Origin of the sequence: Vibrio sp. T3Y01, from assembly GCF_013114525.1 — a bacterium.
Classification (GTDB): Bacteria; Pseudomonadota; Gammaproteobacteria; order Enterobacterales; family Vibrionaceae; genus Vibrio; species Vibrio chagasii_B.
Map to the genome: position 1 here is coordinate 1 of NZ_VTXJ01000001.1, position 25924 is coordinate 25924.

Genomic DNA, 25924 nt, shown 5'->3' on the forward strand with positions numbered 1-25924 from the left:
TGTAAGTCTGGTAAAACTAACCTTTGCCAAGCGGTTCGCGAAACTCAAGGTAAAGGCCTAATGCCAGATGGCACAAGCCGTTTCTCTATCAACGGTGAGCCAATTTTCCACTACATGGGTTGTTCTACTTTCTCTGAGTACACTGTACTTCCAGAAATTTCACTAGCGAAAGTAAACAAAGAAGCACCTCTTGAGGAAGTTTGTCTTCTAGGTTGTGGTGTAACCACTGGTATGGGTGCGGTACTGAACACAGCTAAAGTTGAAAAAGGTGACACAGTTGCTGTATTCGGCCTAGGCGGTATCGGTCTTTCTGCAATCATCGGTGCTCGTATGGCGGGTGCAAGCAAAATCATCGGTGTTGATATTAACGAGAGCAAATTCGAGCTAGCAAAACAACTTGGCGCGACTGACTGCATCAACCCAATGAACTACGACAAGCCAATCCAAGACGTTATCGTTGAGATGACAGACGGTGGTGTTGATTACTCATTCGAGTGTATCGGTAACGTAAATGTGATGCGTCAAGCTCTTGAGTGTTGTCACAAAGGTTGGGGTGAATCAGTTGTAATTGGTGTTGCAGGTGCAGGCCAAGAGATCTCAACTCGTCCGTTCCAACTAGTAACAGGTCGTGTATGGCGTGGTTCTGCTTTCGGTGGTGTTAAAGGCCGCTCTGAGCTTCCAGAAATCGTAAACCGTTACATGGCGGGTGAGTTCGGACTACAAGAGTTCATCACTCACACTATGGGTCTTGAAGACGTAAACGAAGCATTCGAACTCATGCACAAAGGTGAGTCTATCCGTACTGTTCTACACATGGATAAATAGCCTTAAATCTTAAACCTCATCTGGTTTTCATAAAGTCCGTTAGATTGAATCTCTAACGGACTTTATTTTTTCCTAGGCACACTTTACCAAGGAATATTTTTATTAAAGGTTATTCCCTTTAATAAAGGTATCTGAATTGTCCTACAGGGTTACTGGAATTGTCCTTATGTTGACTAAACTTCGCCACTCTTTACCTCTTCAGTTAATGTTAGCTGCTTTGCTTGCATGGCTTTTTGCACAACTTATTGCTTCAACCTCTGGCATTACCCAAACGGGGTGGTATCAGTTCTTAATGCTTGGTAAAACTACTTATATCGGCTTGCTAAAAATGGTCGTTGGTTTAGTGGTTTTGTTCTCGTTGTTGCAAGGTATAACAAGCATTGGCTCGATCACTCGATTGAAGCAAATTGGCCGTAATACCGTACTTTTCTATAGCTTCACGACGCTGATAGCCATCTCTTTGGGCTTGGGTGCTTCATTGCTGTTGCCTGCTTGGGAGCCTTTAACCAGCGTTGCTACGATTGGAGACGATGTTCAGCTTATAAGTGAAGATGCGGCGGGAGGAGCTGCGATTGCCAGCAAGTTGTTTAGCATGGCGCTCGTGAACCCAGTAGCGGCGTTAACCAATGGTAACTTGCTCGCGATTGTCGTGTTCTCATTCATGTTGGGTATTGCTCTACTTTCTTCATTGCCAGAAAAACACCCTATTTTTGAGGTGCTTAATGGCTTGAACAAGAGCATCAATACCATTGTTGGTTGGATCATTCGTTTAGCTCCGCTCGCGGTTTTCGCCATTGTTCTCGATTTTACCGTTCGTGGTGGTGAGTCACTATTTGAGCAATTGGCACTGTTTGCTTTGCTTGTATTTGTGCTGACTCTGATCCACGGAGCGATTGTACTGCCGACCATTGCGAAGGTGATGACTGGGATTCGTCTTAGCACACTATTTAAAGGAATCTCAGCGCCAATGGCGATGGCGTTCGCAACGTCATCAAGCTCTGCTACTTTGCCACTAGCGATGCAGAGCGCAGAAGAAAAGCTCGGCGTATCGCAAAGTACAAGTAGTATGGTGTTACCGCTTGGCGCAGTGATGAACATGGATGGTACGGCACTTTTCGAAGGTGTTGCGGCAATCTTCTTGGCTCAACTGTTTGGTGTGGACCTCACGACTTCTGGCTTGGTGATGATCTTCATTATGGCGATGGTCTCTTCTGTAGGCGCACCGGGTATGCCATCTGGATCTATGTCTGGCATGCAGTTGGTGTTATTGGCCGCTGGCATACCATTGGAAGCGATCGCGATTCTACTGATTATTGAACGCCCGTTAGATACATTCCGCACTGCGGTTAATGTAGAAGGTGACATGATTGCTGCATTGGTCGTGGATAAATGGCAGAAACAACAAGCAACAGTGCTCGAGCCAACACTAAGCGAGTCTGTAGCTTAGAGAATATCAAGTTCAACGAAAAAGCCCGTTCAGGTGATCTGAACGGGCTTTTTGTTGTCTGTTGATACGTGCGGTCAGTGACTAACCGATCTTAGTCATCTCATTGAGAGTGAATGACGCCACACTGCCTTCGGTTGCTGTCATGTACTCAGCAAGGTGAGTATTTCCCATATGTGTTTGCCAAAGTTCACGTGATGTCCAGTTTTCGTAGAAAGTGAAATGTGCTGGGTTTTCATTGTCTTGGTGTAGGTCGTAATTGATACAACCTTCTTCAGCGCGAGTGATATCAATCAGCTTTAGCAGCTCTGCTTTAACCAGTTCAACTTTGTCTTCGTTAGCGACGATGTTTGCAATGATAGTCAGTTGAGTCATGTTCGTTACCTATATTATTTGATTCACCGAAGTGGTGTTGTTCTTTGTCACAGGACGCTTTGTTTATCTCGCTCGTCTGTGTCGATGGATAAATAATAGTAGGGATATTCAAAACGATAAACCGCGCGCAGTTAGAATTATTATCAAAAATTATTTGATAATAAACTTAGGTTTACAGTCTTTAGGGTATGGGCTAAAGAGTATTAAAAACCGCCAGCCCAAGCATCAAAATCATCAATATTGTCGAGTTCTTGTTGGCTTCTTGGAGCAGGGTAATAAGGCAGAGCCAATCTTTGAGCGGAAGGTTGCAGTTCCCAATCGGGCGTAATTCTGAGTCGAGTTAACTCATCGTTGAGGCGCACAAACATATAGTAGCCGTCGCTGTGAGTATTGGCGTAACTTGCTATTGTGGCGATATCTCCAGTAGGCAGTTTTACATCTCGGCCAAGTGGGTAGAGCTGATGAAGCGCGAAGCTCACTTTCGGGTCTTGCAGCTTGCCTTGTTTAAAGCGTTCTAAGCCAATGGCGGTAGAGGTCGTGCGAGGCTTCCAGCCTGTGAGGAACAAGCCACTCAAGCTATCTTGGAACGGTTTACCCTTTCGATTACCTTCATTGCTAATGAATTGAACCGTCAGTTTGTCTCCTGATTCTTCCAGAATTTCTAAAAACTGTTCACCAGTACGATCGACTAAAAGCTTCATAAGACATAAATACCATTAAGAATGAGATACGATAAATGGTACTACTTTTGGGTAGGGTTGTGTAGGAGCGATCAACCCGTTATTGCAAGTGTCGTGTCAAGATTGCCGTACTTATCATGATTGTACTGAGAATGAATACGCCGAGAGCAATTAGCCCTCGGCGCATTTATGAATTGACAGTTAAAACCTGTGGTTCACTTGATACGGAATTAGATTAATACGGAATTAGCTTAACTCGCCCTCAACGTATTGAAGACAAAATGACTGAGCGTGATCATCAATGTTGACTTGCTCGTTACCTCTTAACTCAAGGTACAGTGCGACAACTTGTTTGAGTGCAGGGATTAACGCGTCACGTTCTGGCATTGCGACGGTTTTTACGAGTGCTTGTGCAAATTCAGGCAGTCGCTCTTCAATTTTCCTCACACCAGATGGCGTGAGCCCAACTTGCTTTAGCGCCAGCGGAGATAGAACGTTTTGACGAATGAAAGAGAGAAACTCAACCGTTTCGAAGTATTCGCCACGAGCTATCTTGGTTGCGGCATAGTGCGTCCAAATCCAAAAACGATCTTCAATCCATTGCGGGTCTGGTTGTGGGTAGCGTGGTTCCGCGCTGCTGAACACATCGGTTAATAAGCTATCTCGTTCCCATAACACTTGGTTGTTATCAACTCGAATTGCCGCATCTGGCAGAGAGACAAATTTGAAATCAACATGAACAGGCTCTGGGCCAAATATCGACACAATTAAACGTGGCTCACCAACGTGTTCACCCGTGAAGGCAGCGACTTTACCGCCAATGCTATCAAGAATGTTGAACCGTTCTTGCATTACACTTTCATAGTCGGCGGGGTTAACCGCGATAACAAAATCTAAGTCGCTGTATTTGTCCATCGAGTTAGCGCCAAAGGAGCCACTTGCGGCAATGCCACATATACGAGGATCTTGAGACAAGACATCAACCACTTTGATGAGAAGTGCTTTGTGAGGTGCTGGAAGAGTGCTTGGGTAGTTCATATTTTACCTATCTTAAAAAGTTAGAACTGCAGTGCAGCTAGTGCGGCAAAATCAACGCAGCATTATACAGTGTCAATGTTGGCTTAGCTTGTCAAATACTAGCTTGTCAATAATTGGCTTTTGAGCAGAATGGAGAGCGGATTTTAGGAGAGAACTGCGGTTGCAGACTTTAGATTTCGTAAGTCATGGTGGCATGATGAGCCAACTCGATTTTGGCTCATCAGCATCGATCATTTAAATGGTTTAACGCTTACGCAAGTAGTGAGTGGTTACGATCTCATCAAGGTAAGTAGTGACACTTTTCAGCGTAAAGTCGAGAGGCGAAACTAAATCCCCAAATAGGGGAGCGCCACCACCAAGAACCACAGGGAGCGTCGAGATAATCAGTTCATCAACCAGGTCTTCTTTCAGGAAGTTTTGAATGGTCACACCGCCATCAATATACAGATTGTTAAGGCCTTTGCTGTTGAGGTCTTCGATGATCTGAGTGAGTTCGCCCTTTATCAAGAACACTTTACCTTCAACCTCTTTAGGCACTTCAGTCAACGTGTTACTCAAAACATAAACCGGTTTTGTGTAAGGCCAATCAATACCGAAGCTCAGCACCATATCCATTGTGTTTCGGCCCATTACCAAAGCATCGATACGATCGATATGGGCGTTGTACCCCATGTCATCACCCTCTGGATTTGGAATGGCTTGTAACCAATCAAGACCACCGTTTTTGTCTGCAATGTAACCATCAAGACTCGCACCGATAAAGACAATATTTGACATTGTTAACTCCGAAATTGAACAGTAACTTGGCATTCACGCTGTATTAAATTAAAATATTCTACAGTGTAGAAATTAAGTTTAAGAGGTGGTGTTATGACTGTCAAGGATCAAAAGCGAGGTCGACCAAAGAGTGGATCAAGCCAACTGAGTGCCGAAAAGATCTTAGATACGGCAAAGGGCATGATGCGCGAAGGCGGTAAAGTTCCGAGTATCAGAGGGTTAGCCACAGAGCTCGGCGTCGATGCGATGGCGATATACCATTACTTCAAAAACAAAAATGATCTATTGGAGTCGATCACTGTTTCATTAGTAGGTGAAGTGGCACAGCCTGAGCAAAACCAAGTGTGGCAAGAGAACCTGTATCAGCTTAGCGTGAGCTACCTGTCGGTGTTGAACGACTACCGTGGGCTACTAGAAACTTTGCTGACGATGAAATCGCTTGGGCCCGTTGAGGTATTTAGTGAGCGCTTTGAAGCGGTAGTGGACCCGTTGAATCTCACATCAGAGCAAACCGAAGACGCTCTTCATTTGCTAGTCGACTATTTGCATGGCTATGCGCTTGCATTGAACTGTAACCCGGATAGAACTGAGATTACTTTTGAGATGGTGAGAGAGCCTTTAGGCCTTTATTGTTTAGGTATCGAACAACTGAAAGCATCGTGACCTTATAGTCACTATCGATGCTTGAATAGGTGAATTCGGTACTGTGTTCCTCACGATGAAGTCGCTAAGTTTTATTTATACTGGATAATTACCTATAAATTTCTGGATTTAGCAGTAATAATCAATGAATAACCTCGAACAACTTGGTCGTTGAAAAGTTGTCGAGGCCAATTCAAAGACCTCACCGTGAAAAGGAAGTCAAACACATGCCTGTGCTCCAACGCATCAGCTTAACCTTATTACTCGTCGCCGCACTCGGTGGCTGCTCTTCATTACCCGAAGGCATCGATCACCCGGCAGAACCGTACACCTCTTATGGACCAAGCGCTTTATCGGTTTTGGCGGATGAATATCAACCCGAATCAGAGCAGGCGACGACTGCCGTTCGTTTACAAGAATCCGGTTGGGATGCATTGGCTCAGCGCTTGGCACTAGTTGAAAGCGCAGAGCACACCATCGATATTCAATACTACATCTGGAACTCGGATGAATCGGGTAAGTACCTTGCTAGTCGCCTGCTAGCTGCTGCTGATCGTGGCGTTAAGGTTCGCGTGATGCTGGATGACATCAACCTCAATGAGCGTGAAGGGCTACTGTCGGCACTCGACGCTCACCCGAATGTTGAGATTCGAATCTTCAACCCAACACCAACGCGCCGTGGTTTCAGTAAGTGGTTGAGCTTCCTTGGTGATTTCTCACGTTTAAACCGTCGTATGCACAATAAATCGTTCACTGTAGATGGCACCTTGTCTGTGGTGGGTGGACGTAATATTGGTGATGAATACTTTGACCTTTCTGACGAGATAAACTTCCGCGATCGTGATGTATTAGTGATGGGTACCGTCGTTACCACTATCCAAACCAGCTTTATTGAATACTGGGACAGTCGTTGGTCTTACCCTGTCGCTATGTTGGGTGACGAAGAGCAACCGGATCTTTCAAAGATTGACGACATACCCATTCCGCAATATAAAAACTACCCAGAGTTACCATTAAATCGTGAATCGGCAGATAGCCTGCTTAAAAAGGCTCTTGATGAGATGACTTGGGTAAATGCTCGTTTCGCTTACGATCGCCCTGTGCCTGTCGATTCAGACAATACTGATGAACCAAAAGCAACGGCAGTTCTGTTAGGACAACTAGCTAGCGAGTCGAAACAAGAGATCTTGCTTGAGTCGGCTTACTTGGTATTCGATGATGGCCAATTAAATGAGTGGCAAACGTTGAATAACGAAGGCGTTGAGATAAAAGCATTGACCAACTCAATGGCGTCAAATGACTTGGTTACTAACCACTCTGCTTACGCGGGCAGACGCTACGATATGTTAGAGCATGGCATCGACCTGTTTGAGTTAAAACCAGATACCAAGTTGTGTGAAGCATCTACCCAAGACGTGTCTAAGTGTGCGCCAGAGACGGCTTATGGTCTGCATGCTAAATCAGTGGTATTTGACCGCAGTATTGCGAGTATTGGTTCATTCAACTTCAACCTGCGCTCGACTTACCTAAATACTGAGTCGGTGTTAATCATTGAAAACAAAGCGATTGCTGAAACGCTAGCTGAAACTATCGAACAGGCGATGAGCGAAGACAACAGTTGGCGTTTGGAGCTAGAAGATGGTGATGTGTATTGGTATTCAGGTGAGCAGAGTTGGGACAGCGAACCAGAAACCGGTAAGTGGGAACGCATGCAATCAGGCTTCCTACAGCTTCTCCCGATAGAGAAATACCTCTAAGAGAGTCGACTTCAGAATAATGAAAAATGTCAGCGCATAATACGCTGACATTTTTGTTTGTGATGATGGAAAGATAGCTTGTTTATCTGAGCTGGGTCTTGAACGCTATCTCTTAGTCAGTTGCTTACTGTTCAAGTACGGCAAAATATGTGGGCGAGATTCTCCAGAGAGTTTCTGTGTGATCTGCTGTGACCAACTGCTTTGCTTTTGGTTACTTGAGCGGTTGGCGTAGTAGCTCTGCATTGAATCGTCATAGCTAGCGATTTCATCTAGGCTCAATGGTTGGTATTGGTTTTCGTGCATTACCACATGAGCTGGAAGGCGGGGTTTAATATCTGGTTGCTGTGCAGGATGACCTAAACACATACCAAAGAGCACGGCTGTGTGCTGTGGAAGTTCTAATAGCTCATCAACCTGTTGAGCGCTATTGCGCAAGCCACCAATGTATACGCCACCTAATCCTAATGACTCTGCTGCGAGCATGCAGTTCTGCGCCATAATGCCAGAATCGACGGCGCCAATCAGAGTTAGCTCGGTAAAGTCGGTTTTCACCTCAGGGTTAATTTGAGCGTGGCGTTGATAGTCGATACAGAACACTAAAAACTCAGCAGCACTTTCCACATAAGGCTGGTTGCCAGCGTATTCCGCTAGCAGCTTACGTTTCTCTTTGTCTGTTACTCTGATGATAGAAACAGCCTGCAATAAGCTTGATGATGACGCGGCGAGACCTGCCTGGACAATTAAATCGAGGTGCTCTTTCTCTATTGGTTGATCGGTATATTGACGAATGGAGCGATGCCCCAAGATGGTCTCAATCGTACTATTCATAGCGCTCTGACTGTCCTTGTTTTTATGATGTATTACAAATCACCATAACGACATTTTTTAGTGGGGTAAACCTCTAACGCCACAACTCTTTTATTTTTGAACTAGCCTTTGAAGTCGCGTTTTTGCAAGCACTCAAGGAACAGCAATATAAGCGTCGGTTATAGTGTTCATAAGTGGAAAATCAGAGTAGAGCAACTAGGATGAATGACATTAAGTCCGTTAATTAATTCAACAACATGGTAGTGCTATGAAGAAAATAACCCTTTTGTCCGTTGCAATTTTATCTAGCCTCTCTTTCTCTTCTTTTGCAAAAGATTGTGATCCCAATTTGCTGCCTTCATGGAAAGACAGCGACAGTAAATCCGCTATCGTGGATTTTGTTGGTCAAGCTACGAAAGAAGAATCTGATACATTCGTTGCGATTCAAGACCGTATTGCTGTGTTTGATAACGATGGTACGCTTTGGTCTGAAAAGCCATACTACTTCCAATTGGCTTTCGCGTTAGATCGAATCAAAGAGATGGCGCCTGAACATCCTGAATGGAAAACAGAAGCACCGTTTAAGTTCGTGCTTGAAGGTGACATCAAGAGTGTTCTAGGGAGCGGTGAAGAAGGGTTATTGAAAATCATCATGGCGACACATTCTGGTATGACAGTTGAACAATACCAAAAAGATGTTGAGCAATGGTTAGCTGCAGCGAAAGATGAACGCTTCAACAAAGCCTATACCGATCTGACTTACCAGCCAATGAAAGAGATGCTGATTTACCTTCAAGAGCATGACTTCAAGACTTACATCGTGTCGGGTGGTGGTGTTGATTTCATGAGAGTGTGGGCTCCTGATGCTTACAATATCCCGTCAGAACAGATCATCGGTAGCGCACTTAAATACAACTACAGCTACAACGACGGCAATCCGACCGTTACCAAAGATTCGTCCATTTTGACCATTGATGACAAAGCCGGAAAGGTTACCAACATTCAGCATATTATCGGTAAGAAGCCGATTCTAGCAGTAGGTAACTCAGACGGCGATCAAGCGATGATGCAGTGGGCAACCAGTCAACTAAACTCAATGGCGATGATTGTTCATCACACCGATGCCGAGCGCGAGTGGAAGTATGATCGTGAGTCCCATGTGGGTAAGCTTGATAAAGCACTCGACGAAGCGAACTCCAGAGATGATTGGACGTTAATCGACATGAAATCCGATTGGTGTGAGGTGTATTAACCCACACAAACATTCAGACAAAACAACAAAGGCTCGGATGGTTCATTCGAGCCTTTTGCTAAATAGCGAAGACTTCGTCTCATTTTCAGCAAGATCGTACTATAAATTTTTAACGCAGGACGCTTTAATCGGGATAGTCAGAAATTAAAGGAATAAAAAATGAAAACGATCGGTTTGCTTGGTGGTATGAGTTGGGAATCGACCATGAGCTATTACAAATCCATTAACGAAGGTGTTAAAGCGACGCTGGGAGGGTTGAACTCTGCAAAGATTTGTATGTATAGCGTGAACTTCGATGAGATTGAAAAGTTACAACACCAAGGCCGTTGGGCTGAGACTGCCGATATTTTAGCTGACGCGGCATTATCTGTTGAGAAAGGTGGCGCAGACTTCATCTTAATTTGTACCAATACCATGCATAAAGTCGTGCCTGAAATCGAACAGAAGATCACGGTTCCTATCTTACATATCGCTGATACTACCGCGCAAAAGCTGCTAGAACAGGGCGTAAAGAAAGTCGGGTTACTCGGCACCGCTTTCACGATGGAACAAGATTTTTACAAAGGGCGTTTAATCGATAAATTCGGTATCGATGTTGTGATTCCTGCCAAGGATGATAGAGAGAAAGTCCACAACATCATTTACCAAGAGCTGTGCCGAGGCGAAGTAAAAGAAGAGTCTCGCGCTATCTATAATCAGATCATTGAGAGGCTAAGCCAGCAAGGAGCAGAGGCCGTCATTCTAGGCTGTACTGAAATCGCCTTACTGATTCAGCAACAACATACCGATGTGCCCCTGTTTGATACTACAGCCATTCATGCAGAAGCCGCGGTGCGTTTGGCGACGAGCGATTAACTTACAGCTAGCTTTCAGTCATTAAGCTTGTCTTTCTGGCGCGTACACCATCAGTTGGTTGATGCGTAATTAAAATCTCTGATTTTCAATAGGTTGCGGACTTTTCTATGAGAGTGTGTTAGGAGTCATTTTCTTCTTTTAGAAAGCCCCAAATTAAGTGAATAAGCACTCTGTATCACACTTTTTATAAATTAGTGGACATACTAATACACATTTATTTACCTCGTGAATAGAATCTCGTTCTAGCGTTATTTTGGCTATGTAATTGAATGAGAATAAAAATGAAATTGAAATCTATTTTTTTGGCTTGTCTGTCAGCAACGGCTCTTTCTGGCTGTTTGAGTGTCCCAATTGAAGAGTTACAACCAACAGCAGATCAAGAAACAATTGATACCGCTATTGAACATCTAAGCGACATAAAAGGAATGACGATTACAGAGAATGGCGTGATCTATTACGTTGAGTCACTGCCGGGAAATTCTCGATGGTCAACTGCACATATTTTGGAATCGAGCTATCGTTTCTCTTGCCAAGACCTTCGTTGGTTTGTTGATAGAGGCATGATCGTTAGAATGAGATTTCAAGGTAATAGTGGCACGACCCAAGATTATGACCTTGAGCGTTGTGAAACCGAAGTTCCAACAAAATTATATGAACCTAAGCAGTAGGTTATTAATCATCTCACATTGAGATTAAAGCTCCTCCTCTATCAATAAGTACATTAATACCCTCTCCATCTGGAGAGGGTATTTTATTTAAAATCTAAAAACTGATTCGACTATATTGTGGATTATCAACGAATGCTGACGTTGATACGCTTTGGTGTATTCAAGCACGCTCTGTGCTTGTAGACCGGAGATACCAATATGAAATATGAGGGAAAAGTATATCGTCCATGGATAGAGGCGAAGAGTATTCTTATTCAAACTACACTAGGTTGCAGCATCAACACGTGCACATTCTGTAATATGTTCAGCGATAAGCGATTTAAGGTTCGCGACATTGAAGGCGTGTTTAAAGATATTGAAGAAGCGCGCCTGATCTACCCTTACGTTGAATCGATTTTTCTTATTGATGGCAACGTGATGGCAGCTCGTACGGATTATCTGCTTAAGGTCTTGGATAAGCTTCGTCACACCTTTCCTGAAAGTAGAAAAATATCACTCTATAGCGGTTTGAATGATTTCCGTAGAAAGAGCTTGAGTGAGCTTAAAGAGCTGAAAAGTGCAGGGTTAAGCATGGCGTATGCGGGTCTTGAGTCTGGTGATCCTGTTGTGCTCGATAATATCAAAAAGCGTATGACACCAGAGCAAGCGATTGAGGGCATGGCGCTGGCAAAAGAGGCAGGTATCGAAACTCTACTGTCGTTTATTTTTGGACTCGGCGGTCGTGAGCGTTCCCGCGAGCACATTGTCGAGACAACAAGGTTGCTGAATATCATGAAACCTGAGCAGATAGCGCCAATGGCGTTAGCAATACAACCAGGAACGGCTTTGGAGCAGCAAGTTAATGACGGTACGTTCATCATGCCGACTCAACTTCAGATCTTAGAAGAGGAAAAATACTTACTCGAGAACCTCAATATCGATACTTTCTATTGGGGTGACCACGGTAACAACATCGTGACTCAGAAAGGCTTCCTACTTGATTCTAGAGAGCAGTTCTTAGCCAAGGTGAATCATGCGATCACATCTAATCCAATGGCGAAGGATAGCGTGATTCAAACTTTTGCCTGGTAGGTAACTGATAGCTGAAAGGTCTCACTCAAAACTGAGACCTGTTCTCTGGATTCAAATCCAACAAGATAAAAGTAGTGCTTACGAGAATTCATGATTCTCGTGAGCCTATATCGTTACTGAGACAATTCAATTTAACACCCTCGATTTTGTTGGGGGATGTTGTAAATTTGTGAATCTAAATTGTCTATATTCTATGCTGTGTACTGGATCTCATTTGTTATTTGAGTCCCTTGCTAAGGTTAATAATGAATGTGTAATACCAATCACTTTAATCAACTTAAGAGGTTTCTATGCTAGGTGAAAATCACTCTCTTGTTCACGAATTTCCTGAAATGAAAGACAAAATTGCTGAGCTTGCTAAAACTGATGATGGCTTTGCAACTGACATGAAGACATACGACAACCTTGATAAAGAGATTCGTAAGCTTGAGCTGAAAGATTCACCCATTGATGATGGCTCAATGCACCAACTGAAGCACGACCGTTCTGTGTTGAAAGATGCGTTATATGCTCGCTTGAACAGCTAATGGACGACAGTTTCTAGATATAGATAATAAAAACTCCTTCGGGAGTTTTTTCTTTTTGGCTCCGATTATCTGAATCTCATCAAAGTAGCGGCATATGTTGTATTGTTAGTGGGATGACGCATAATGTGGGTTATTGCGATATGATTTTTAAGATTCTATTGGTAATCACATGAACATTGAACACCTCAAATTGTTTATTCGCTTAGCGTCTACACATAACATCAGCATGGCTGGCCAAGAGTTGGGTTTATCTCCCGCAGTTGCTAGCTCCCACATCAGTAAATTGGAAGACAATTTAGGTGTTCGCCTGGTACATCGCACCACTCGTAAAGTGTCACTCACTGAAGAGGGTGAAGCATTTCTACCTCATGCTGAAGAGGTCCTGTCGAGTGTCGATGCCGCAAAATCGGCGGTTGGAGTCGGTAGTGATTCACCAACCGGTACGCTGCGTGTTACTGCCTCTGCTTCATTTGGACGTTTGCACTTAATACCAGCATTACCGGGGTTCCTTGAGCGATACCCAGGGTTAAAAGTCGATTTCAGATTATCAGACTCCGTGGTCGATCTTGTGGAAGGCGGTTTCGATATCGCGATTAGAATCTCTGAATTAAAGGATTCGACTCTGATTGCGCGTAAGCTTGCCACAGATAAACGAGTGGTATGTGCATCACCAGATTACCTCATCAAATATGGCAAACCTGCCACGCCTCAGGACCTTAATGACCATCAATGTATTAGCTTGATTGGCCTCGAAAACTGGACCTTTCATACTGAAAACGGACGGAAAACGATTAAGGCGACCGGATCTTTTAGAGCAGATAACGGAGAGGCACTACGTGATGCTGCAGTCGGTGGGCTTGGTATTACCGTGACGTCGAATTGGTGTGCATATGAGCAACTGAAAAGTGGTCAGCTGATTCAAGTGTTGGAAGATTACCCACTCACCTCAGAACCTGCGATCTGGGCGGTGTATCCTAGTACTAGGCTGCTTGCTCCCAAAGTAAGAGCGTTTATTGATTACTTCTCGGACTACTACGGTAACCCGCCGTATTGGGAACAAACGTAGAGACAAATGTTGTACGAAAAAGCCCTGCGTCTCTAAGTTAATTTATTAGAAACACAGGGCTTTTTTATTGAGATTTGCAAATCAACTCAGCATGAGTCGTCGCAATTAAGAAAGCGTCGCTTTGATGATCTCTTCAATTTTAGCGATAACTTGCTGTGATTTATCACCGTATAGCGCGTCTGGGTGCGGGTTCGCAAACGTGTTGTTGTCGTTATCAAAATATTGACCGCCCGCTTGTACGAACTCATCAGACAATGATGCGCGAATGAGGATGTCAGAACCAATGCTCAGGTCGCCGCCCGCAATGCCGTAGGCGTCTTTTACCATCTTACTACCCAATAAAGAGGCTGGGTTAACAGCAACCACCATTGGCCCAGCAGAACCTAGTTCTTTTGCCATCTCACGAGTCCACATAGTGATCGCAAGTTTGCTTTGCGCGTAAGCATCGCCATCAGAAAGTGGCTTTTTCCCTTCTAGTGCTTCGATGCTCACTGCGGCTTGCGCTGCCGACGATAAGTTCACCACACGGCTCGACGAATCGAATACTGGCAACAGGCGTTTGGTCAGATGATACGGCGATACTGTGTTCACAGCAAAACGAACATCTAAACCGTCTTTGGTGATTGGGTTGGGAGTATTGAACACACCCGCGTTGTTAATCAGCACATCAACCTTCTCATGCTCGGCAATCACTTCGTCAGCCAGTGCATCAACATCTGCCAGAATAGACAAGTCTGCCACGTAGCTTTGGATCTTCGCTTGCGTAGAGAGAGCGATAAGTTGCTGTTCAACGTCTTTAAGTTTGCTTGGGTTACGTCCATGCAATAAAACGTGGTGACCTTGCTGAACGAGTGCTTTTGCTGTTTCGAAGCCGATACCATCGGTAGAGCCTGTGATCAGAATGACTTTTTGCATGGAATAGATTCCTTATTAAAGCGCTGACATCGTGAGCGTTTTTAAATGTGTTGTTTCGTTGAGATAAAGAATAGCAACCTTTCGTAAAATTGATAATTAACCCATTTGATAAAACACTATTTAGCTTTTGTTGAAAATAGAAGAGGGTAATAGGGCGATTTGGTCGAGTGACAACTACTGAAGTGCAAGGAATTGAACGCAAATAGTGGAGGCAAATAATAAAAAAGCTTAGCGCGGGGGACGCTAAGCTTGTTTATTAATCAGGTTGTTGAACTGTGCTTGTTGGCTGGTGGATTAGCTTACTTGAGAAAAGCTTACCACCTTACGTTGTAGCTTCTCTTTTAAGTAATCAGACAATGCTTGTTGCTCAGATTCGCTCATGTACAAGCCAAGCTTAGTTCTGCGCCATAAGATGTCTTCGTCTGTCATTGCCATCTCTTGGTTGATCAAGTAATCAATCTCAGCTTGGTAAACACCGTGTGCTTCGCTTGAGAACTGGATACCAAGGTCTGCCTCACATGTAGCGCCTTCAAGCAGGTCCCATGTGTAAGTACCAAATTGGGTCACGTAACGAAGTAGCAGTGCTTCAGATGCCCAAGGGTATTTCGTGTGCATCATTGCTGCAAGCTGTTCGCGGCTACAGCTGAAGTTGCCACCCGGTAGCGTGTCGTTAGCTGTCCAAGGTGCGCCCATGTGTTTCAGGTAAGGTTCTAGCTTGTTCAGTGCCGCTTCACCGAGTTTACGATAAGTCGTTAACTTGCCGCCAAAGATCGATAGCAGTGGTGCTTGATCCATTTCTGCATCCAGCTCCAGTGTGTAGTCACGAGTGATTGCTTGTGGCGAGTCAGATTCATCATCACAAAGCGGTCTTACGCCACTGTATGTCCACACTACATCGTCACGCTCTAGTTGCTTAACAAAATGCTGGTTAACGATATCAATCAAGTAATCAACTTCTACATCGTCGATAGCCACTTCGCGAGGATCGCCTTTGTATTCAAGGTCGGTTGTGCCGATGATCGAGAACTTATCTAGGTAAGGGATCATGAACACGATGCGGTTATCTTTGTTTTGTAGAATGTACGCTTGTGGTTCGTCATGAACACGCGGTACTACAATGTGTGAGCCTTTGATTAGGCGAATATTACGTGGTGAGGTTTGCTCTAAACCATCATCAAAGAACTGTTTCACCCAAGGGCCAGCTGCGTTGACCAATGCTTTCGCTTTGCGCTCGAAACGTTGGTTTGTCATCACATCAAGAATTGTTACGTGCCAAATGTCGCCTTCGCGGTGCGCTTTTTCAACTCGGCAGTAGTTGCGTACTTCTGCGTTGTTTTCTTTCGCCGCTAATACGTTCAGCAATACCATACGCGCATCATCTACCCAGCAGTCTGAGTATTCGAAACCTGTTTTCATTTCTGGCTTCAGTAAACCTGATTGAGCCAAGTTCACCGTTTTACTTCCAGGAAGCGTCGTACGTTTACCTAAGTTATCGTAAAGGAATAGGCCACAGCGGATCATCCAAGCCGGGCGTAAAAATGGTCGGTGCGGTAAACGGAAACGCATTGGTTGTGCAACATGAGGTGCTTTTCTCAGCAACACTTCGCGCTCTGCGAGTGCTTCCGAAACTAAACGAAACTCGTAATGTTCAAGGTAACGTAAGCCACCGTGGATTAGCTTTGAACTTGCAGAAGACGTCGCAGAGGCGAAATCATTTGCTTCATATAAACCAACGTTTAGACCACGACCAGCAGCATCTGCCGCGATACCCGCACCATTGATGCCGCCGCCAATAACGATTAAGTCTAGAGTTGAAGATGTACTATTGTTTGAATTAGTTTGTTGAGCACTCATGGTTTTGACCTCTTTCTGAGCGAACGAGCATTTTAGAACATAATTGAATCCTATATTAACTTTCGTTTGCGGTCATTTATTATTTTCGTTTATGCGCGTTTTATGTGATTTGCGCATAAAAAAACCTTCGCTTATGACAGCGAAGGTTCAAAATGACTCTTATTCGAGCATAGAAGTGAGACTGTTCATGTTCAAGTACGATTTTCTAAGTAACAAAAAAGCCCATTATCGATAAAGTGATCTATCAATAATGGGCTCTTTTAATGAACATGATTTCTGAGCGTTTTTTTATTCGTCCGACGCTAGTGGTTGAGAAGCGGTCTCGATAACTTCTAATGGAATGTCTGAATCTTTAAGGATGTTCAGAATCTCTTCTGGTGGTTGTTTATTGGTGAATACCATGTGTGCCTGAGAGATGTTACCCAGCTTAACCATTGCGTTGCGGCCAAACTTACTGTGGTCGACTGCTAGGAAGATGCTGCGGCTGTTTTCGATGATGGCTTGCTTCACTCGAACTTCATGGTAGTCAAAATCAAGCAGTGAGCCGTCAAAGTCGATACCGCTAATCCCTAGAATGCCGAAATCGAGGCGGAACTGCTTCACGAAATCGAGTGTTGCTTCACCCACGATACCGCCATCACGGTTTCTTACCTCGCCACCCGCCAAGATAACCTTTATCTCTGGGTTTGGTAGCAGGATACTGGCAACGTTGATGTTGTTAGTCACGACTCTGAGTTGTTTGTGGTTTTTGTTCAGCGCGCGCGCCACCGATTCTGGCGTAGTGCCGATATCAACGAACAAGGTTGCACCATCTGGAATGTGTTTAACCAGCTCGTCGGCAATCACATCTTTTTCATTGAAGTTAAGCGCTTTACGCGTGTTGTAAGAGGTGTTTTCTGAGCTAAGAGGAATGGTTGCACCACCGTGATAACGACGGATTTTGTTGCTATCAGCCAGCTCATTGAGGTCTCGTCTGATGGTTTGTGGGCTAACATCAAATTTTTCAACGAGCTCTTCTGTGCTCACATATCCTTGTGTTTTTACCAGGTCTACAATCTGCTGGTGTCTTGGTATCTGCTTCACTTAACTTACCACTCCCTGCACGCTATGGGTTCTAGCGCGTCACAATCGAAAATATTAACTCGCGCTATTGTGCTCGAATTGATTCTTTGAGAGAAGTAATGATGGTAAGGAATTATGTCTAAACCGCAAAAACGTTGATCAAAACATGAAAAAAAGGCCCCAAACGCCAAAAAGAGCACAAAATAGTGCTCTTTTTAGTTTCGTTTACTGAGGAACGAACAATTCAATCGATAAGAGAGTGATTATTCGAACGCTCGATTTTACTCTTCGTCGTCATCGTGCAGTTCAGACCAAACTTGTGCACACTTGATAGCACGCTTCCAACCTTTGTAACGGCGGTTACGTTTCTCTTCATCGTGGTGTGGCAAGAAAGTACGGTCAAGTACTGCTTTATCTTGAAGTTCATCGATGCTGTCCCAGAAACCAACTGCTAGACCAGCAAGGTATGCTGCACCCAGAGCCGTTACTTCAGTTACTTCAGGACGGTGAACTTCGGTATCTAGCACGTCTGATTGGAATTGCATTAGGAAGTTGTTCGCTACTGCACCGCCATCAACACGTAGGTTTGCTAGCTTGATGCCTGAGTCCGCTTGCATCGCATCCAATACGTCACGAGTTTGGTAAGCAATACCTTCCAGTGTTGCACGAATGATGTGGTTAGAGTTAACGCCACGTGTTAAGCCAACAATTGTACCGCGAGCGTAAGCATCCCAGTATGGTGCGCCTAGACCGGTAAATGCAGGAACAACGTAAACACCGTTTGACGTATCTACTTTAGTTGCGAAGTACTCAGAGTCTTCTGCGCCAGCCAGTAGCTTCATTTCATCACGTAGCCATTGGATAGATGCGCCACCCATGAATACCGCACCTTCAAGTGCATAAGCTGGTTCGCCTGTAGGACCACACGCTAATGTCGTTAATAGGCCGTTCTTCGACGTTACTTTCTCTTGGCCTGTGTTCATCAGTAGGAAACAGCCCGTGCCGTATGTGTTTTTCGCTTGACCCGCTTCAACGCACATTTGACCGTAAAGCGCTGCTTGTTGGTCACCCGCAATACCAGCGATTGGAATACGAGTACCACCTTTACCACCAAGGTTCGTTTGGCCGTAAACTTCAGAAGAGCGTTTCACTTCAGGCATCATTGATGCTGGAATACCCATCTCGTCTAGTAGCTTGCTGTCCCAGCATAGGTCGTTGATGTTAAACAACATAGTACGTGATGCGTTAGTGTAATCCGTAACGTGTACACGGCCTTGAGTCATCTTCCAAACCAACCAAGTATCAACCGTACCGAACAGTAGTTTACCTGCTTCAGCGTCTTCGCGAGCGCCTTCAACGTTGTCTAGAATCCATTTTACTTTTGTACCTGAGAAATACGGGTCAAGGACTAAACCTGTATTGTCACGCACGTAGTCTTCTAGGCCACGCTCTTTAAGTTCTTCACAAATTTCTGCAGTACGACGACATTGCCATACGATAGCGTTGTATACCGGCTTGCCTGTCTCTTTGTTCCAAACGATGGTGGTTTCACGTTGGTTAGTGATACCGATACCCGCTAGCTCGTCGCTGCGAATGCCTGCTTTAGCTAGAGCTTCAACCAATGTAGAGCTTTGAGTCGCCCAGATTTCCATTGGATCATGCTCAACCCAGCCAGCCTTTGGATAAATTTGAGTAAATTCTCGTTGAGAAGAGCTTACGATGTTTGCATCGTGATCGAGGATTACAGCGCGAGAGCTTGTAGTGCCTTGGTCTAGGGCAACAATGTATTTTTGCTCGGTCATGGTAAGAATCCTTTTTGTTCCGTTATTTATATTTTAGTAAATGTAAGGTCGCTTGGGGTTAAGCTTGAGCTTGTTCAGCTTCTTCTTCTGTTTCACATTGGTTTGGAATTGTGCAGCCATGGCCTTCCACTGGTAGGTGAGCACCGATAACACGTGGGTACAACCAACCACCAAAACACGCACCAGCAATAGGAGCAAGAATTGGAACGATGAAGTAAGGAATATCACGAGCACCGGTTAATGCAAAATCCCAACCTGCAAAGTAAGCGAAAAGTTTTGGTCCGAAGTCACGTGCAGGGTTCATAGCAAAGCCAGTTAGTGGACCTAATGAGCCACCAATTACCGCGATAAGAATACCGATCAGTAGAGGGTTCATTGCGCCACGTGATGCGCCATTGTTCTCGTCGCCAAGTGCAAGAATGGCAAACATCAATACTGCAGTAATCACGAATTCCACCGCAAAAGCGCCGAAGAAAGAGAGTGAAGCATGTGGGTAAGTCGAGAAGATACCAGCAGTTGATAGTGCGTCTTGGCTGCTACGAACAAAGTTATGAGCAATTTCGTAATCTGTAAACAAGTTGCTGTATAGGCTGTAAACCAAAGCTGCAGAGCAGAAGGCACCAAGTAATTGAGAGATGATGTAAGGCACTACCTTCGCCTTATCAAATCCATGGAACATGGCTAATGCAATGGTTACTGCAGGGTTTATGTGTGCGCCAGAAACGCCAGCTGTGCAGTAAATCGCGATAGATACGCCGAAGCCCCAGATGATACTAACTTCCCATTGTCCGAATGTTGCACCTGTTAATACCAGTGCAGCCACACAGCCAACGCCAAAGAAGATGAGCAGGCCAGTACCGATAAATTCGGCGAGGCATTGCCCAAATAAAGAAGGTTGTTTGTTTGTTGTCATGTTCGAGTCCTTGTTATTTTTGCTTATCTAGCACGCGTATTGTGCATAAATTTGCGAACCCGAAAATAAACGAGCATTAAAAATGAGCGTTTGAGCATAAAATTGTTAATTAAACTGGCTTGAAATGTTAAACCGAACACTTTTGCTCGAAAAAGAAGCTTGCATGGACGCTATTGCGCGAATGTATGTCTTGGGAGGTCGCTAAAAGTACCTGTATGTAAGCAGATGCACAACTGGTACGAGGAGTTAATGACTGGATTTGTGATGCTGATTCGCGAGTGGTGGTTTATTAAACTTGGATCTTGTGGACCTATCCGGGGTCTCAAATGTTGGAAAAGCGTTAACAAACAAGGATGTACTTAAGCTATGACAAAAAATGCCAGATCCATACTGAATCTGGCAATTCGTTTTGTTTATCGCTCAGTGATGATATTTGAGCGAATCGGTGAATTAATTTAGAGCGTTAACTTTGCTTTGTGTAACAAAGTAGTCTCTTACTGAATCGTACGCCCAGTTAAATCCGATAGCGTAGAGTACAAAGAAAATGACTAGGCCGATGTCCATAATCAATACGGTTAGGAAATCCAGCTTCAACACCCACATCAAGACTGGTAGCGTCACTGTCATTAAACCAAGTTCAAACCCTAATCCGTGTAAAACTCGGGTTTTCTTCGTTCGTTTTGTTCTGTCTGCCCCGAAGATTTTGTCGTAGCCGTAGTTGTAGACGTAGTTCCAAGCCATTGCTATTAGCGACATCGCAAGTGCTAACCCCGCCATTTCCCCAGCTCCATTGCCAGTAATGTAGGTTGCTAGCCCCGCCATCATGATCAGTGCGAACACTTCAAATAGCACCATATGTAGAATTCGTTCTTTGTGTGACATGTATTTTCTCTTTCTGTTGAATCTATATTTGCTGTTTGAAAGGTATATTATCTTTAATTATGATTATAGAAAGATAGTAACTATCACCAATGGTGATAATAGGTTGGTGGTATGTATAACATTGAACAACTTAAAATGTTCGTTTACGCAGTAGAGCTGGGTTCTTTCTCAGCAAGTGCTCGTCATTTGGGTAAGGTGCAATCGGCGGTAAGCCAAGGCATCAGCAATCTTGAAATAGATTTCAATGTAGAGTTATTTGATCGTTCGACTCGCAAACCTTCGCTAACGAAAGAAGGGGAGCAACTGTTTAAACAAGTGAAAGCAATCGTACTTCAGGTTGAAGATCTCAATGCTTCCGTTAGTGCGATAGGAACGGGCGAAGAAGGGCTTATAAAAATCGCATTGGATGATTCCTTGTTGGTCCCCAACCTATCCAGAATCCTAAGTGAATTCAGCCAACTTTTCCCTGCAACTGAAGTTGAGTTGATCGCATGTACCACAACAGAAGTGAATCCCTTCGTAGTTGAAGAGAAGGCAGACCTTGGTTTGATGTTCACCAACTTGGCTTTTGATGTCGGTTCTGAACCTTGCTTCATTGGGCACTTACCGTTTGTTGCTGTTTGTCACCCAAGCCACAAGCTAGCCAAAACGGGTGTAGCGAAATTGTCGGATTTACTGCCACATCGTCAGCTCATGCTGAGAGGCGACAAAGGTAAGATGATGGATCAGTTTCCACTTATAGCGGGCAAGGTATGGTGGTCGAACAGCTTTATCGTTATCAAAGAAATGATCCTTGGTAGTGATGTCGGTTGGGCGTACTTACCTAAACACCTTGTTGAAGAAGAGTTGAGTAAACAGCGTTTGATAGAGGTGAACGTTTCATTTGACCATAAAACGTGGTCGCCTCCGGTTGATTTGGTTTTATCGAAAACACGCTCTAAAGGGCCAGCATTGCTATGGCTTGAACAAGCATTGAAAGGCCTATTAGACGAAACATAAGCTGGATGAGACTTAAATTGGATTAATCTGGATAGAGAAAAGGCTCACAAATTACTTTGTGAGCCTTTCTGTTTTAAGCGATACGCGATTTTTCTAGTTCGCAGATTTCACTGTGAGACCGTTGTAGTACTTGTCTTTCATCTTAAGTGCAACGTTCACTAGGTAAATCAGCACAGGTACTTCAATCAGTGGTCCAATAACGCCTGCAAATGCTTGATCTGAGTTGATACCGAATACAGAGATTGCTACGGCAATCGCTAATTCAAAGTTGTTACCTGTTGCTGTAAATGCAATTGATGCGTTCTTGTCGTATTCAATGCCCATCTTCTTACCAATGAAGAAACTGATGAAGAACATCGCAGTGAAGTAGATTGTCAGTGGAACAGCAATCAACAATACGTCCATTGGCAACTCAACAATCATCTCGCCTTTTAGGCTGAACATCAGAACGATCGTTGCCAGTAGAGCAATCAGTGTCATTGGAGAAATGCGCGGAATGAACACGTCGGTGTACCATTGCTCACCTTTCATCGACACAAGGATCTTACGGCTTAAGAAACCTGCTAAGAATGGGATACCTAGGTAGATAAGTACGCTGTGTGCAATATCGATCATTGAGATATCAACCAGCATGCCTTCGTAACCGAATACTGGAGGAAGAACGCTGATGAACAACCACGCCATAAAGCTGTAGCTAACCACTTGGAACGCACTATTCAGAGCAACCAATGCGGCACCGTATTCTTTGTTACCGCCACCGATGTCGTTCCAAACTAGAACCATTGCCACACAACGTGCAAGACCAATTAGAATCACGCCGACCATGTAACCAGGGTGGTCACCCAAGAATGTAAGCGCTAATACGAACATTAGGATAGGGCCAACCAACCAGTTCATAATCAAAGAGAGCTTGATGGCTTTCTTATCTTTTACCACAGTGCCCAATAGACTGTAGTTAACCTTAGCCAAAGGTGGGTACATCATTAAGATAAGGCCAATCGCGAGTGGAATGTTGGTGGTGCCAACAGACATTGAATCGTTCCACTGTTCGATCTGTGGGAATAGGGTACCTAGCAGTACACCAAGGCCCATGGCGATGAAGATCCATAGTGTTAAGTAGCGATCTAGAAAACCTAACTTTGGTTTCATGGTAATCTCTCTTTTTTGATATCGTAAATCGTCGAAAAACGATTGGTTGTGGCAAAAAAACACGCTTAAAAGTAAAGGCTATCAAAGCCGATCCCTCAAGCGTGAACTTCTATTTTAGAATGCTGTTAAATACCGATTCGAAGCGTTGAATATTGTCGCGGTCGATGCGGTAACACATCTTCGGCGGGATAGACTCTGCAGTGATAAAACCAGAGCTTTTCAATATTCTTAAGTGTTCTGATACCGTTGATTGAGCTAAACCCAATTCACTTACCAGATCACTGTTTAAGCAGCCGCCCGACTTTTCCAATGCAGACAAGATACTAAGTATGCGAATTCTCGCTGGATGCGCGAGTGCTTTTGCTAACACTGCCATTTCTTTTTCTGCTTCAGCATTACTCGGCGGAAGAGGTAGAGAACAGCTTTCTGTTGCTTGGCATGTTGCAGTCATACTTAGGTAGCTCACTTAATTCTAATCGTTAAAAGACGATTAATAGTAAGCCTATTTCTTTTGTCGGTCAATGCGAATTTTAAAAGTTGCCTTAAATGGGCCGACGCAGCTTGTCGTATTGACGTAGCTTGATACCCGATTTGCTATCGATTTTAAACCTTATGGTACATAAGCAATATCTAAGATTTAAGCAAAGAAACTCACCGAAAAGCATTGCATTCACTGGCTACTATAGCGATATAATCGAACGCAGAACCGTTACCCAAGATAACGAAAAATCATAATCTACTATTTAATTTTTATACCAATCACAGTAAGTAAATGATCAGAAATAGCGCAGGAAAAAGACTTGAGAACAAGGCGGAATTTTTTGGTAAGTAGTTATTCTACAATCAAAAATTCTAACGCAGTTATCGAGTATTTTAACCAGCTACGATGAACAGTTATTTACTACGATTGGTATTACTTATAGGTAAGCTCTGAAATGCCACAACAGAACATCAAATTTATCGCTGCTGATATGGACGGCACTCTACTTAATGAACACGGAAAGTTAGACCCTGAATTCTTTAACCTCTATGAGCGACTAGAAGATCAAGACATTATTTTTGCTGCGGCATCGGGTCGCCAGTATTACAGCTTGATGGAAACCTTTGCTCCTATTAAAGATCGTATGATGTTTGTTGCTGAAAACGGCACATTGGTGATGCACAAAGGCCAAGAGCTATACAGCTGCTTGCTTGATACTGATGCCATCAAAGACATCATCAAAGAAGCGCGTGCTATCGAAGGTGCCCATGTGGTGCTGTGTGGTAAAAAGTCAGCATACATCGAAACCAAAGACGAACGTGCTCTAGCGGAGATCTCTAAGTACTACCATCGCCGCGAGCAAGTAGAAGACCTTTTGGCGGTTGAAGACAAGTTTATCAAGGTTGCTATTTGCCACTTTGACGGCTCGCAAGAGAAAGTAAACCCAAGCATCAACGCTAAGTTTGGTGAAAATTACCAAGTGGTTGTAAGCGCGAAAATTTGGTTGGATGTGATGAATGCTGAGGCTTCAAAAGGGGCGGCAATTAAGCATCTACAAAACACATTAGGTTTCACTTACGAACAGACCATGAGCTTTGGTGACTACCTAAATGATTACGAGATGCTTAAAGAGAGCTACCACTCATATGCGATGGAAAATGCACATCCAAAACTGAAAGAGATTGCTCGTTTTGGTGCGCCAAGTAATGTTGATGCAGGCGTATTCCAAGTGTTAGAGAAACTTCTCGCATAACGTTCGAAATCCTTTTTAGATTTTTATCAAAGCCGACTCACTAACATGAGTCGGCTTTTTTGTTCGCTACTGGTGCATTGAGTTAAATTTGAACGAGTGTTCAGTTTATTGTAGTCTGATCAGAAATATGGGTATCCATTTCGAATTGGATACGCCCTAGCAACGATATTTGGAATGACGATGAGCAAGAAACTTCAACTCGATATTATTTCTGACGTAATGTGCCCTTGGTGCGTTGTCGGCTACAAAAACCTAGAGCAAGCCTTATCAGAACTTGGCTTAGAACAACAAATTGAACTTGAATGGCAGCCGTTTGAGCTGAATCCAGATATGCCACAAGAGGGTGAAAACCTGCGTGAGCATATCATGAGAAAATACGGCTCTAGTGCGGAAGAGAGCCAACGTTCACGTGAGCAGCTGGCAGCTCGTGGCAAAGCGGTTGGGTTTGATTTCAATTTCTATGACAGCATGAGAATGGTGAATTCACGTCACCTACATGTGCTGCTTGATTTTGCTCTCGCGCACGGTAAACAGACTGAGTTAAAGCTACGCTTCTTTACTGCGCACTTTTCAGAGAAAAAAGATCTGTCTGATCTTGAAGTGATTGCACAAGAACTTGAAGCGGTTGGTTTGGATTCAACGAAGGCACTGAAACGCCTAAAGAACATCGACAACTTAAAGCAAATAGAAGCGCAAGAGTTTGAATGGCAACGCATGGGCATCTCAGCTGTTCCTACTGTGGTATTCAACCGCAAAAGTGCAGTCACTGGCGCACAGACGGTCGAAACGTATAAGCAAATCCTTCAAGAGCTTATGGCCGAATCATAAGCC

Annotated in this window: 26 protein-coding genes; 13 read left to right on the forward strand and 13 right to left on the reverse strand. The window is 44.1% G+C overall.

Going from position 1 to position 25924, the window contains the following annotated elements:
- Both F0232_RS00005 and F0232_RS00010 read left to right on the forward strand, forming a co-directional pair.
- Positions 1-825, forward strand: an 825-nt coding sequence (locus tag F0232_RS00005; RefSeq protein ID WP_171750648.1) for an S-(hydroxymethyl)glutathione dehydrogenase/class III alcohol dehydrogenase, incomplete at its 5' end; no start/stop codon positions are given.
- A gap of 166 nt (positions 826-991) precedes the next feature.
- Complete coding sequence (locus F0232_RS00010; RefSeq protein ID WP_105058513.1) at positions 992-2272, forward strand: dicarboxylate/amino acid:cation symporter; 1281 nt, start codon at positions 992-994, stop codon at positions 2270-2272.
- Between the two features lie 81 nt (positions 2273-2353).
- On the opposite strand, the gene F0232_RS00015 is transcribed toward F0232_RS00010, so the two are convergent.
- From F0232_RS00015 to F0232_RS00030, 4 genes are all read right to left on the reverse strand, one after another.
- Positions 2354-2644: a putative quinol monooxygenase gene (locus F0232_RS00015; protein WP_105058512.1), complete on the reverse strand. Its 291-nt coding sequence runs from the start codon at positions 2642-2644 to the stop codon at positions 2354-2356.
- Between the two features lie 203 nt (positions 2645-2847).
- Complete coding sequence (locus tag F0232_RS00020) at positions 2848-3345, reverse strand: hypothetical protein (RefSeq protein ID WP_061016237.1); 498 nt, start codon at positions 3343-3345, stop codon at positions 2848-2850.
- Positions 3346-3570: 225 nt separating this feature from the next.
- On the reverse strand, positions 3571-4362 hold the full coding sequence (locus F0232_RS00025) for an oxalate:formate antiporter (RefSeq protein WP_061032061.1): 792 nt from the start codon (positions 4360-4362) through the stop codon (positions 3571-3573).
- A 243-nt stretch (positions 4363-4605) separates the two neighbouring features.
- Entirely contained in the window at positions 4606-5172 is a 567-nt protein-coding gene (locus F0232_RS00030) for a dihydrofolate reductase family protein (RefSeq protein ID WP_105058511.1), read from the reverse strand.
- Between the two features lie 60 nt (positions 5173-5232).
- On the opposite strand from F0232_RS00030, the gene F0232_RS00035 reads away from it, so the two are divergent.
- Both F0232_RS00035 and F0232_RS00040 read left to right on the forward strand, forming a co-directional pair.
- Entirely contained in the window at positions 5233-5802 is a 570-nt protein-coding gene (locus F0232_RS00035; protein ID WP_171750649.1) for a TetR/AcrR family transcriptional regulator, read from the forward strand.
- 206 nt (positions 5803-6008) lie between these two features.
- Entirely contained in the window at positions 6009-7538 is a 1530-nt protein-coding gene (locus tag F0232_RS00040; RefSeq protein ID WP_105058509.1) for a phospholipase D family protein, read from the forward strand.
- Between the two features lie 105 nt (positions 7539-7643).
- On the opposite strand, the gene nfsA is transcribed toward F0232_RS00040, so the two are convergent.
- A complete protein-coding gene (gene nfsA / locus F0232_RS00045; protein WP_105058508.1) occupies positions 7644-8366 on the reverse strand; it encodes an oxygen-insensitive NADPH nitroreductase in 723 nt (240 codons plus the stop codon).
- A gap of 247 nt (positions 8367-8613) precedes the next feature.
- Between nfsA and F0232_RS00050 the strand changes: the two genes are divergently transcribed.
- The 6 genes from F0232_RS00050 (at position 8614) to F0232_RS00075 (ending at position 13784) form a co-directional block, all read left to right on the forward strand.
- Positions 8614-9597 (forward strand): HAD family phosphatase, encoded by a 984-nt coding sequence (locus F0232_RS00050; protein ID WP_061032066.1) that lies wholly within the window; start codon positions 8614-8616, stop codon positions 9595-9597.
- Positions 9598-9756: 159 nt separating this feature from the next.
- On the forward strand, positions 9757-10452 hold the full coding sequence (locus F0232_RS00055; protein ID WP_061032067.1) for an aspartate/glutamate racemase family protein: 696 nt from the start codon (positions 9757-9759) through the stop codon (positions 10450-10452).
- A 281-nt stretch (positions 10453-10733) separates the two neighbouring features.
- Positions 10734-11120 carry a hypothetical protein gene (locus F0232_RS00060; protein ID WP_061032068.1) on the forward strand — a complete coding sequence of 129 codons (387 nt, stop codon included), beginning with the start codon at positions 10734-10736 and terminating at the stop codon, positions 11118-11120.
- Positions 11121-11318: 198 nt separating this feature from the next.
- Complete coding sequence (locus tag F0232_RS00065) at positions 11319-12191, forward strand: radical SAM protein (RefSeq protein ID WP_061032069.1); 873 nt, start codon at positions 11319-11321, stop codon at positions 12189-12191.
- 290 nt (positions 12192-12481) lie between these two features.
- Positions 12482-12718 carry a YdcH family protein gene (locus F0232_RS00070; protein ID WP_004740376.1) on the forward strand — a complete coding sequence of 79 codons (237 nt, stop codon included), beginning with the start codon at positions 12482-12484 and terminating at the stop codon, positions 12716-12718.
- 169 nt (positions 12719-12887) lie between these two features.
- A complete protein-coding gene (locus tag F0232_RS00075; RefSeq protein WP_105058507.1) occupies positions 12888-13784 on the forward strand; it encodes a LysR family transcriptional regulator in 897 nt (298 codons plus the stop codon).
- Positions 13785-13889: 105 nt separating this feature from the next.
- Here F0232_RS00075 and F0232_RS00080 read toward each other — a convergent pair whose 3' ends face one another.
- From F0232_RS00080 to F0232_RS00105, 6 genes are all read right to left on the reverse strand, one after another.
- Positions 13890-14699: an SDR family NAD(P)-dependent oxidoreductase gene (locus tag F0232_RS00080; protein ID WP_105058506.1), complete on the reverse strand. Its 810-nt coding sequence runs from the start codon at positions 14697-14699 to the stop codon at positions 13890-13892.
- A 294-nt stretch (positions 14700-14993) separates the two neighbouring features.
- Entirely contained in the window at positions 14994-16553 is a 1560-nt protein-coding gene (glpD, locus tag F0232_RS00085; protein WP_061032072.1) for a glycerol-3-phosphate dehydrogenase, read from the reverse strand.
- 288 nt (positions 16554-16841) lie between these two features.
- Positions 16842-17636 (reverse strand): DeoR/GlpR family transcriptional regulator, encoded by a 795-nt coding sequence (locus F0232_RS00090; protein ID WP_061032073.1) that lies wholly within the window; start codon positions 17634-17636, stop codon positions 16842-16844.
- Between the two features lie 260 nt (positions 17637-17896).
- The gene (glpK, locus tag F0232_RS00095; RefSeq protein ID WP_008215951.1) at positions 17897-19417 is read right to left on the reverse strand and encodes a glycerol kinase GlpK; all 1521 of its coding nucleotides are present in this window, start codon (positions 19415-19417) and stop codon (positions 17897-17899) included.
- 58 nt (positions 19418-19475) lie between these two features.
- A complete protein-coding gene (locus F0232_RS00100) occupies positions 19476-20330 on the reverse strand; it encodes an MIP/aquaporin family protein (protein ID WP_008215950.1) in 855 nt (284 codons plus the stop codon).
- A 450-nt stretch (positions 20331-20780) separates the two neighbouring features.
- Entirely contained in the window at positions 20781-21212 is a 432-nt protein-coding gene (locus F0232_RS00105; protein WP_171750650.1) for a PACE efflux transporter, read from the reverse strand.
- Positions 21213-21323: 111 nt separating this feature from the next.
- On the opposite strand from F0232_RS00105, the gene F0232_RS00110 reads away from it, so the two are divergent.
- Positions 21324-22211, forward strand: a complete 888-nt coding sequence (locus tag F0232_RS00110) for a LysR family transcriptional regulator (protein ID WP_105058505.1) — start codon at positions 21324-21326, stop codon at positions 22209-22211.
- Between the two features lie 93 nt (positions 22212-22304).
- Here the strand turns inward: F0232_RS00110 and arsB are convergent, their stop codons facing one another.
- Together arsB and F0232_RS00120 are read right to left on the reverse strand one after the other, a co-directional pair.
- Entirely contained in the window at positions 22305-23360 is a 1056-nt protein-coding gene (arsB, locus tag F0232_RS00115; RefSeq protein WP_105058504.1) for an ACR3 family arsenite efflux transporter, read from the reverse strand.
- Between the two features lie 109 nt (positions 23361-23469).
- On the reverse strand, positions 23470-23811 hold the full coding sequence (locus tag F0232_RS00120; RefSeq protein WP_061032078.1) for a helix-turn-helix transcriptional regulator: 342 nt from the start codon (positions 23809-23811) through the stop codon (positions 23470-23472).
- 484 nt (positions 23812-24295) lie between these two features.
- Between F0232_RS00120 and F0232_RS00125 the strand changes: the two genes are divergently transcribed.
- Positions 24296-25093 carry a Cof-type HAD-IIB family hydrolase gene (locus F0232_RS00125; RefSeq protein WP_105058503.1) on the forward strand — a complete coding sequence of 266 codons (798 nt, stop codon included), beginning with the start codon at positions 24296-24298 and terminating at the stop codon, positions 25091-25093.
- A 180-nt stretch (positions 25094-25273) separates the two neighbouring features.
- The gene (locus F0232_RS00130; RefSeq protein WP_105058502.1) at positions 25274-25921 is read left to right on the forward strand and encodes a DsbA family oxidoreductase; all 648 of its coding nucleotides are present in this window, start codon (positions 25274-25276) and stop codon (positions 25919-25921) included.
- The last annotated feature ends 3 nt before the right edge of the window (positions 25922-25924 follow it).

What these genes read in the sequence shown, in the direction of transcription:
- F0232_RS00055 (WP_061032067.1), top strand. Translation starts at nt 9,757, where the DNA reads ATGAAAACGATCGGTTTGCTTGGTGGTATGAGTTGGGAATCGACCATG.
- glpD (WP_061032072.1), bottom strand. Translation starts at nt 16,553, where the DNA reads ATGAGTGCTCAACAAACTAATTCAAACAATAGTACATCTTCAACTCTA.
- F0232_RS00020 (WP_061016237.1), bottom strand. Translation starts at nt 3,345, where the DNA reads ATGAAGCTTTTAGTCGATCGTACTGGTGAACAGTTTTTAGAAATTCTG.
- F0232_RS00065 (WP_061032069.1), top strand. Translation starts at nt 11,319, where the DNA reads ATGAAATATGAGGGAAAAGTATATCGTCCATGGATAGAGGCGAAGAGT.
- nfsA (WP_105058508.1), bottom strand. Translation starts at nt 8,366, where the DNA reads ATGAATAGTACGATTGAGACCATCTTGGGGCATCGCTCCATTCGTCAA.
- F0232_RS00015 (WP_105058512.1), bottom strand. Translation starts at nt 2,644, where the DNA reads ATGACTCAACTGACTATCATTGCAAACATCGTCGCTAACGAAGACAAA.
- F0232_RS00100 (WP_008215950.1), bottom strand. Translation starts at nt 20,330, where the DNA reads ATGACAACAAACAAACAACCTTCTTTATTTGGGCAATGCCTCGCCGAA.
- F0232_RS00040 (WP_105058509.1), top strand. Translation starts at nt 6,009, where the DNA reads ATGCCTGTGCTCCAACGCATCAGCTTAACCTTATTACTCGTCGCCGCA.
- arsB (WP_105058504.1), bottom strand. Translation starts at nt 23,360, where the DNA reads ATGAAACCAAAGTTAGGTTTTCTAGATCGCTACTTAACACTATGGATC.
- F0232_RS00080 (WP_105058506.1), bottom strand. Translation starts at nt 14,699, where the DNA reads ATGCAAAAAGTCATTCTGATCACAGGCTCTACCGATGGTATCGGCTTC.
- F0232_RS00130 (WP_105058502.1), top strand. Translation starts at nt 25,274, where the DNA reads ATGAGCAAGAAACTTCAACTCGATATTATTTCTGACGTAATGTGCCCT.
- F0232_RS00050 (WP_061032066.1), top strand. Translation starts at nt 8,614, where the DNA reads ATGAAGAAAATAACCCTTTTGTCCGTTGCAATTTTATCTAGCCTCTCT.
- F0232_RS00110 (WP_105058505.1), top strand. Translation starts at nt 21,324, where the DNA reads ATGTATAACATTGAACAACTTAAAATGTTCGTTTACGCAGTAGAGCTG.
- F0232_RS00125 (WP_105058503.1), top strand. Translation starts at nt 24,296, where the DNA reads ATGCCACAACAGAACATCAAATTTATCGCTGCTGATATGGACGGCACT.
- F0232_RS00010 (WP_105058513.1), top strand. Translation starts at nt 992, where the DNA reads ATGTTGACTAAACTTCGCCACTCTTTACCTCTTCAGTTAATGTTAGCT.
- F0232_RS00060 (WP_061032068.1), top strand. Translation starts at nt 10,734, where the DNA reads ATGAAATTGAAATCTATTTTTTTGGCTTGTCTGTCAGCAACGGCTCTT.
- F0232_RS00070 (WP_004740376.1), top strand. Translation starts at nt 12,482, where the DNA reads ATGCTAGGTGAAAATCACTCTCTTGTTCACGAATTTCCTGAAATGAAA.
- F0232_RS00105 (WP_171750650.1), bottom strand. Translation starts at nt 21,212, where the DNA reads ATGTCACACAAAGAACGAATTCTACATATGGTGCTATTTGAAGTGTTC.
- F0232_RS00025 (WP_061032061.1), bottom strand. Translation starts at nt 4,362, where the DNA reads ATGAACTACCCAAGCACTCTTCCAGCACCTCACAAAGCACTTCTCATC.
- F0232_RS00035 (WP_171750649.1), top strand. Translation starts at nt 5,233, where the DNA reads ATGACTGTCAAGGATCAAAAGCGAGGTCGACCAAAGAGTGGATCAAGC.
- F0232_RS00030 (WP_105058511.1), bottom strand. Translation starts at nt 5,172, where the DNA reads ATGCCAAGTTACTGTTCAATTTCGGAGTTAACAATGTCAAATATTGTC.
- F0232_RS00075 (WP_105058507.1), top strand. Translation starts at nt 12,888, where the DNA reads ATGAACATTGAACACCTCAAATTGTTTATTCGCTTAGCGTCTACACAT.
- F0232_RS00120 (WP_061032078.1), bottom strand. Translation starts at nt 23,811, where the DNA reads ATGACTGCAACATGCCAAGCAACAGAAAGCTGTTCTCTACCTCTTCCG.
- glpK (WP_008215951.1), bottom strand. Translation starts at nt 19,417, where the DNA reads ATGACCGAGCAAAAATACATTGTTGCCCTAGACCAAGGCACTACAAGC.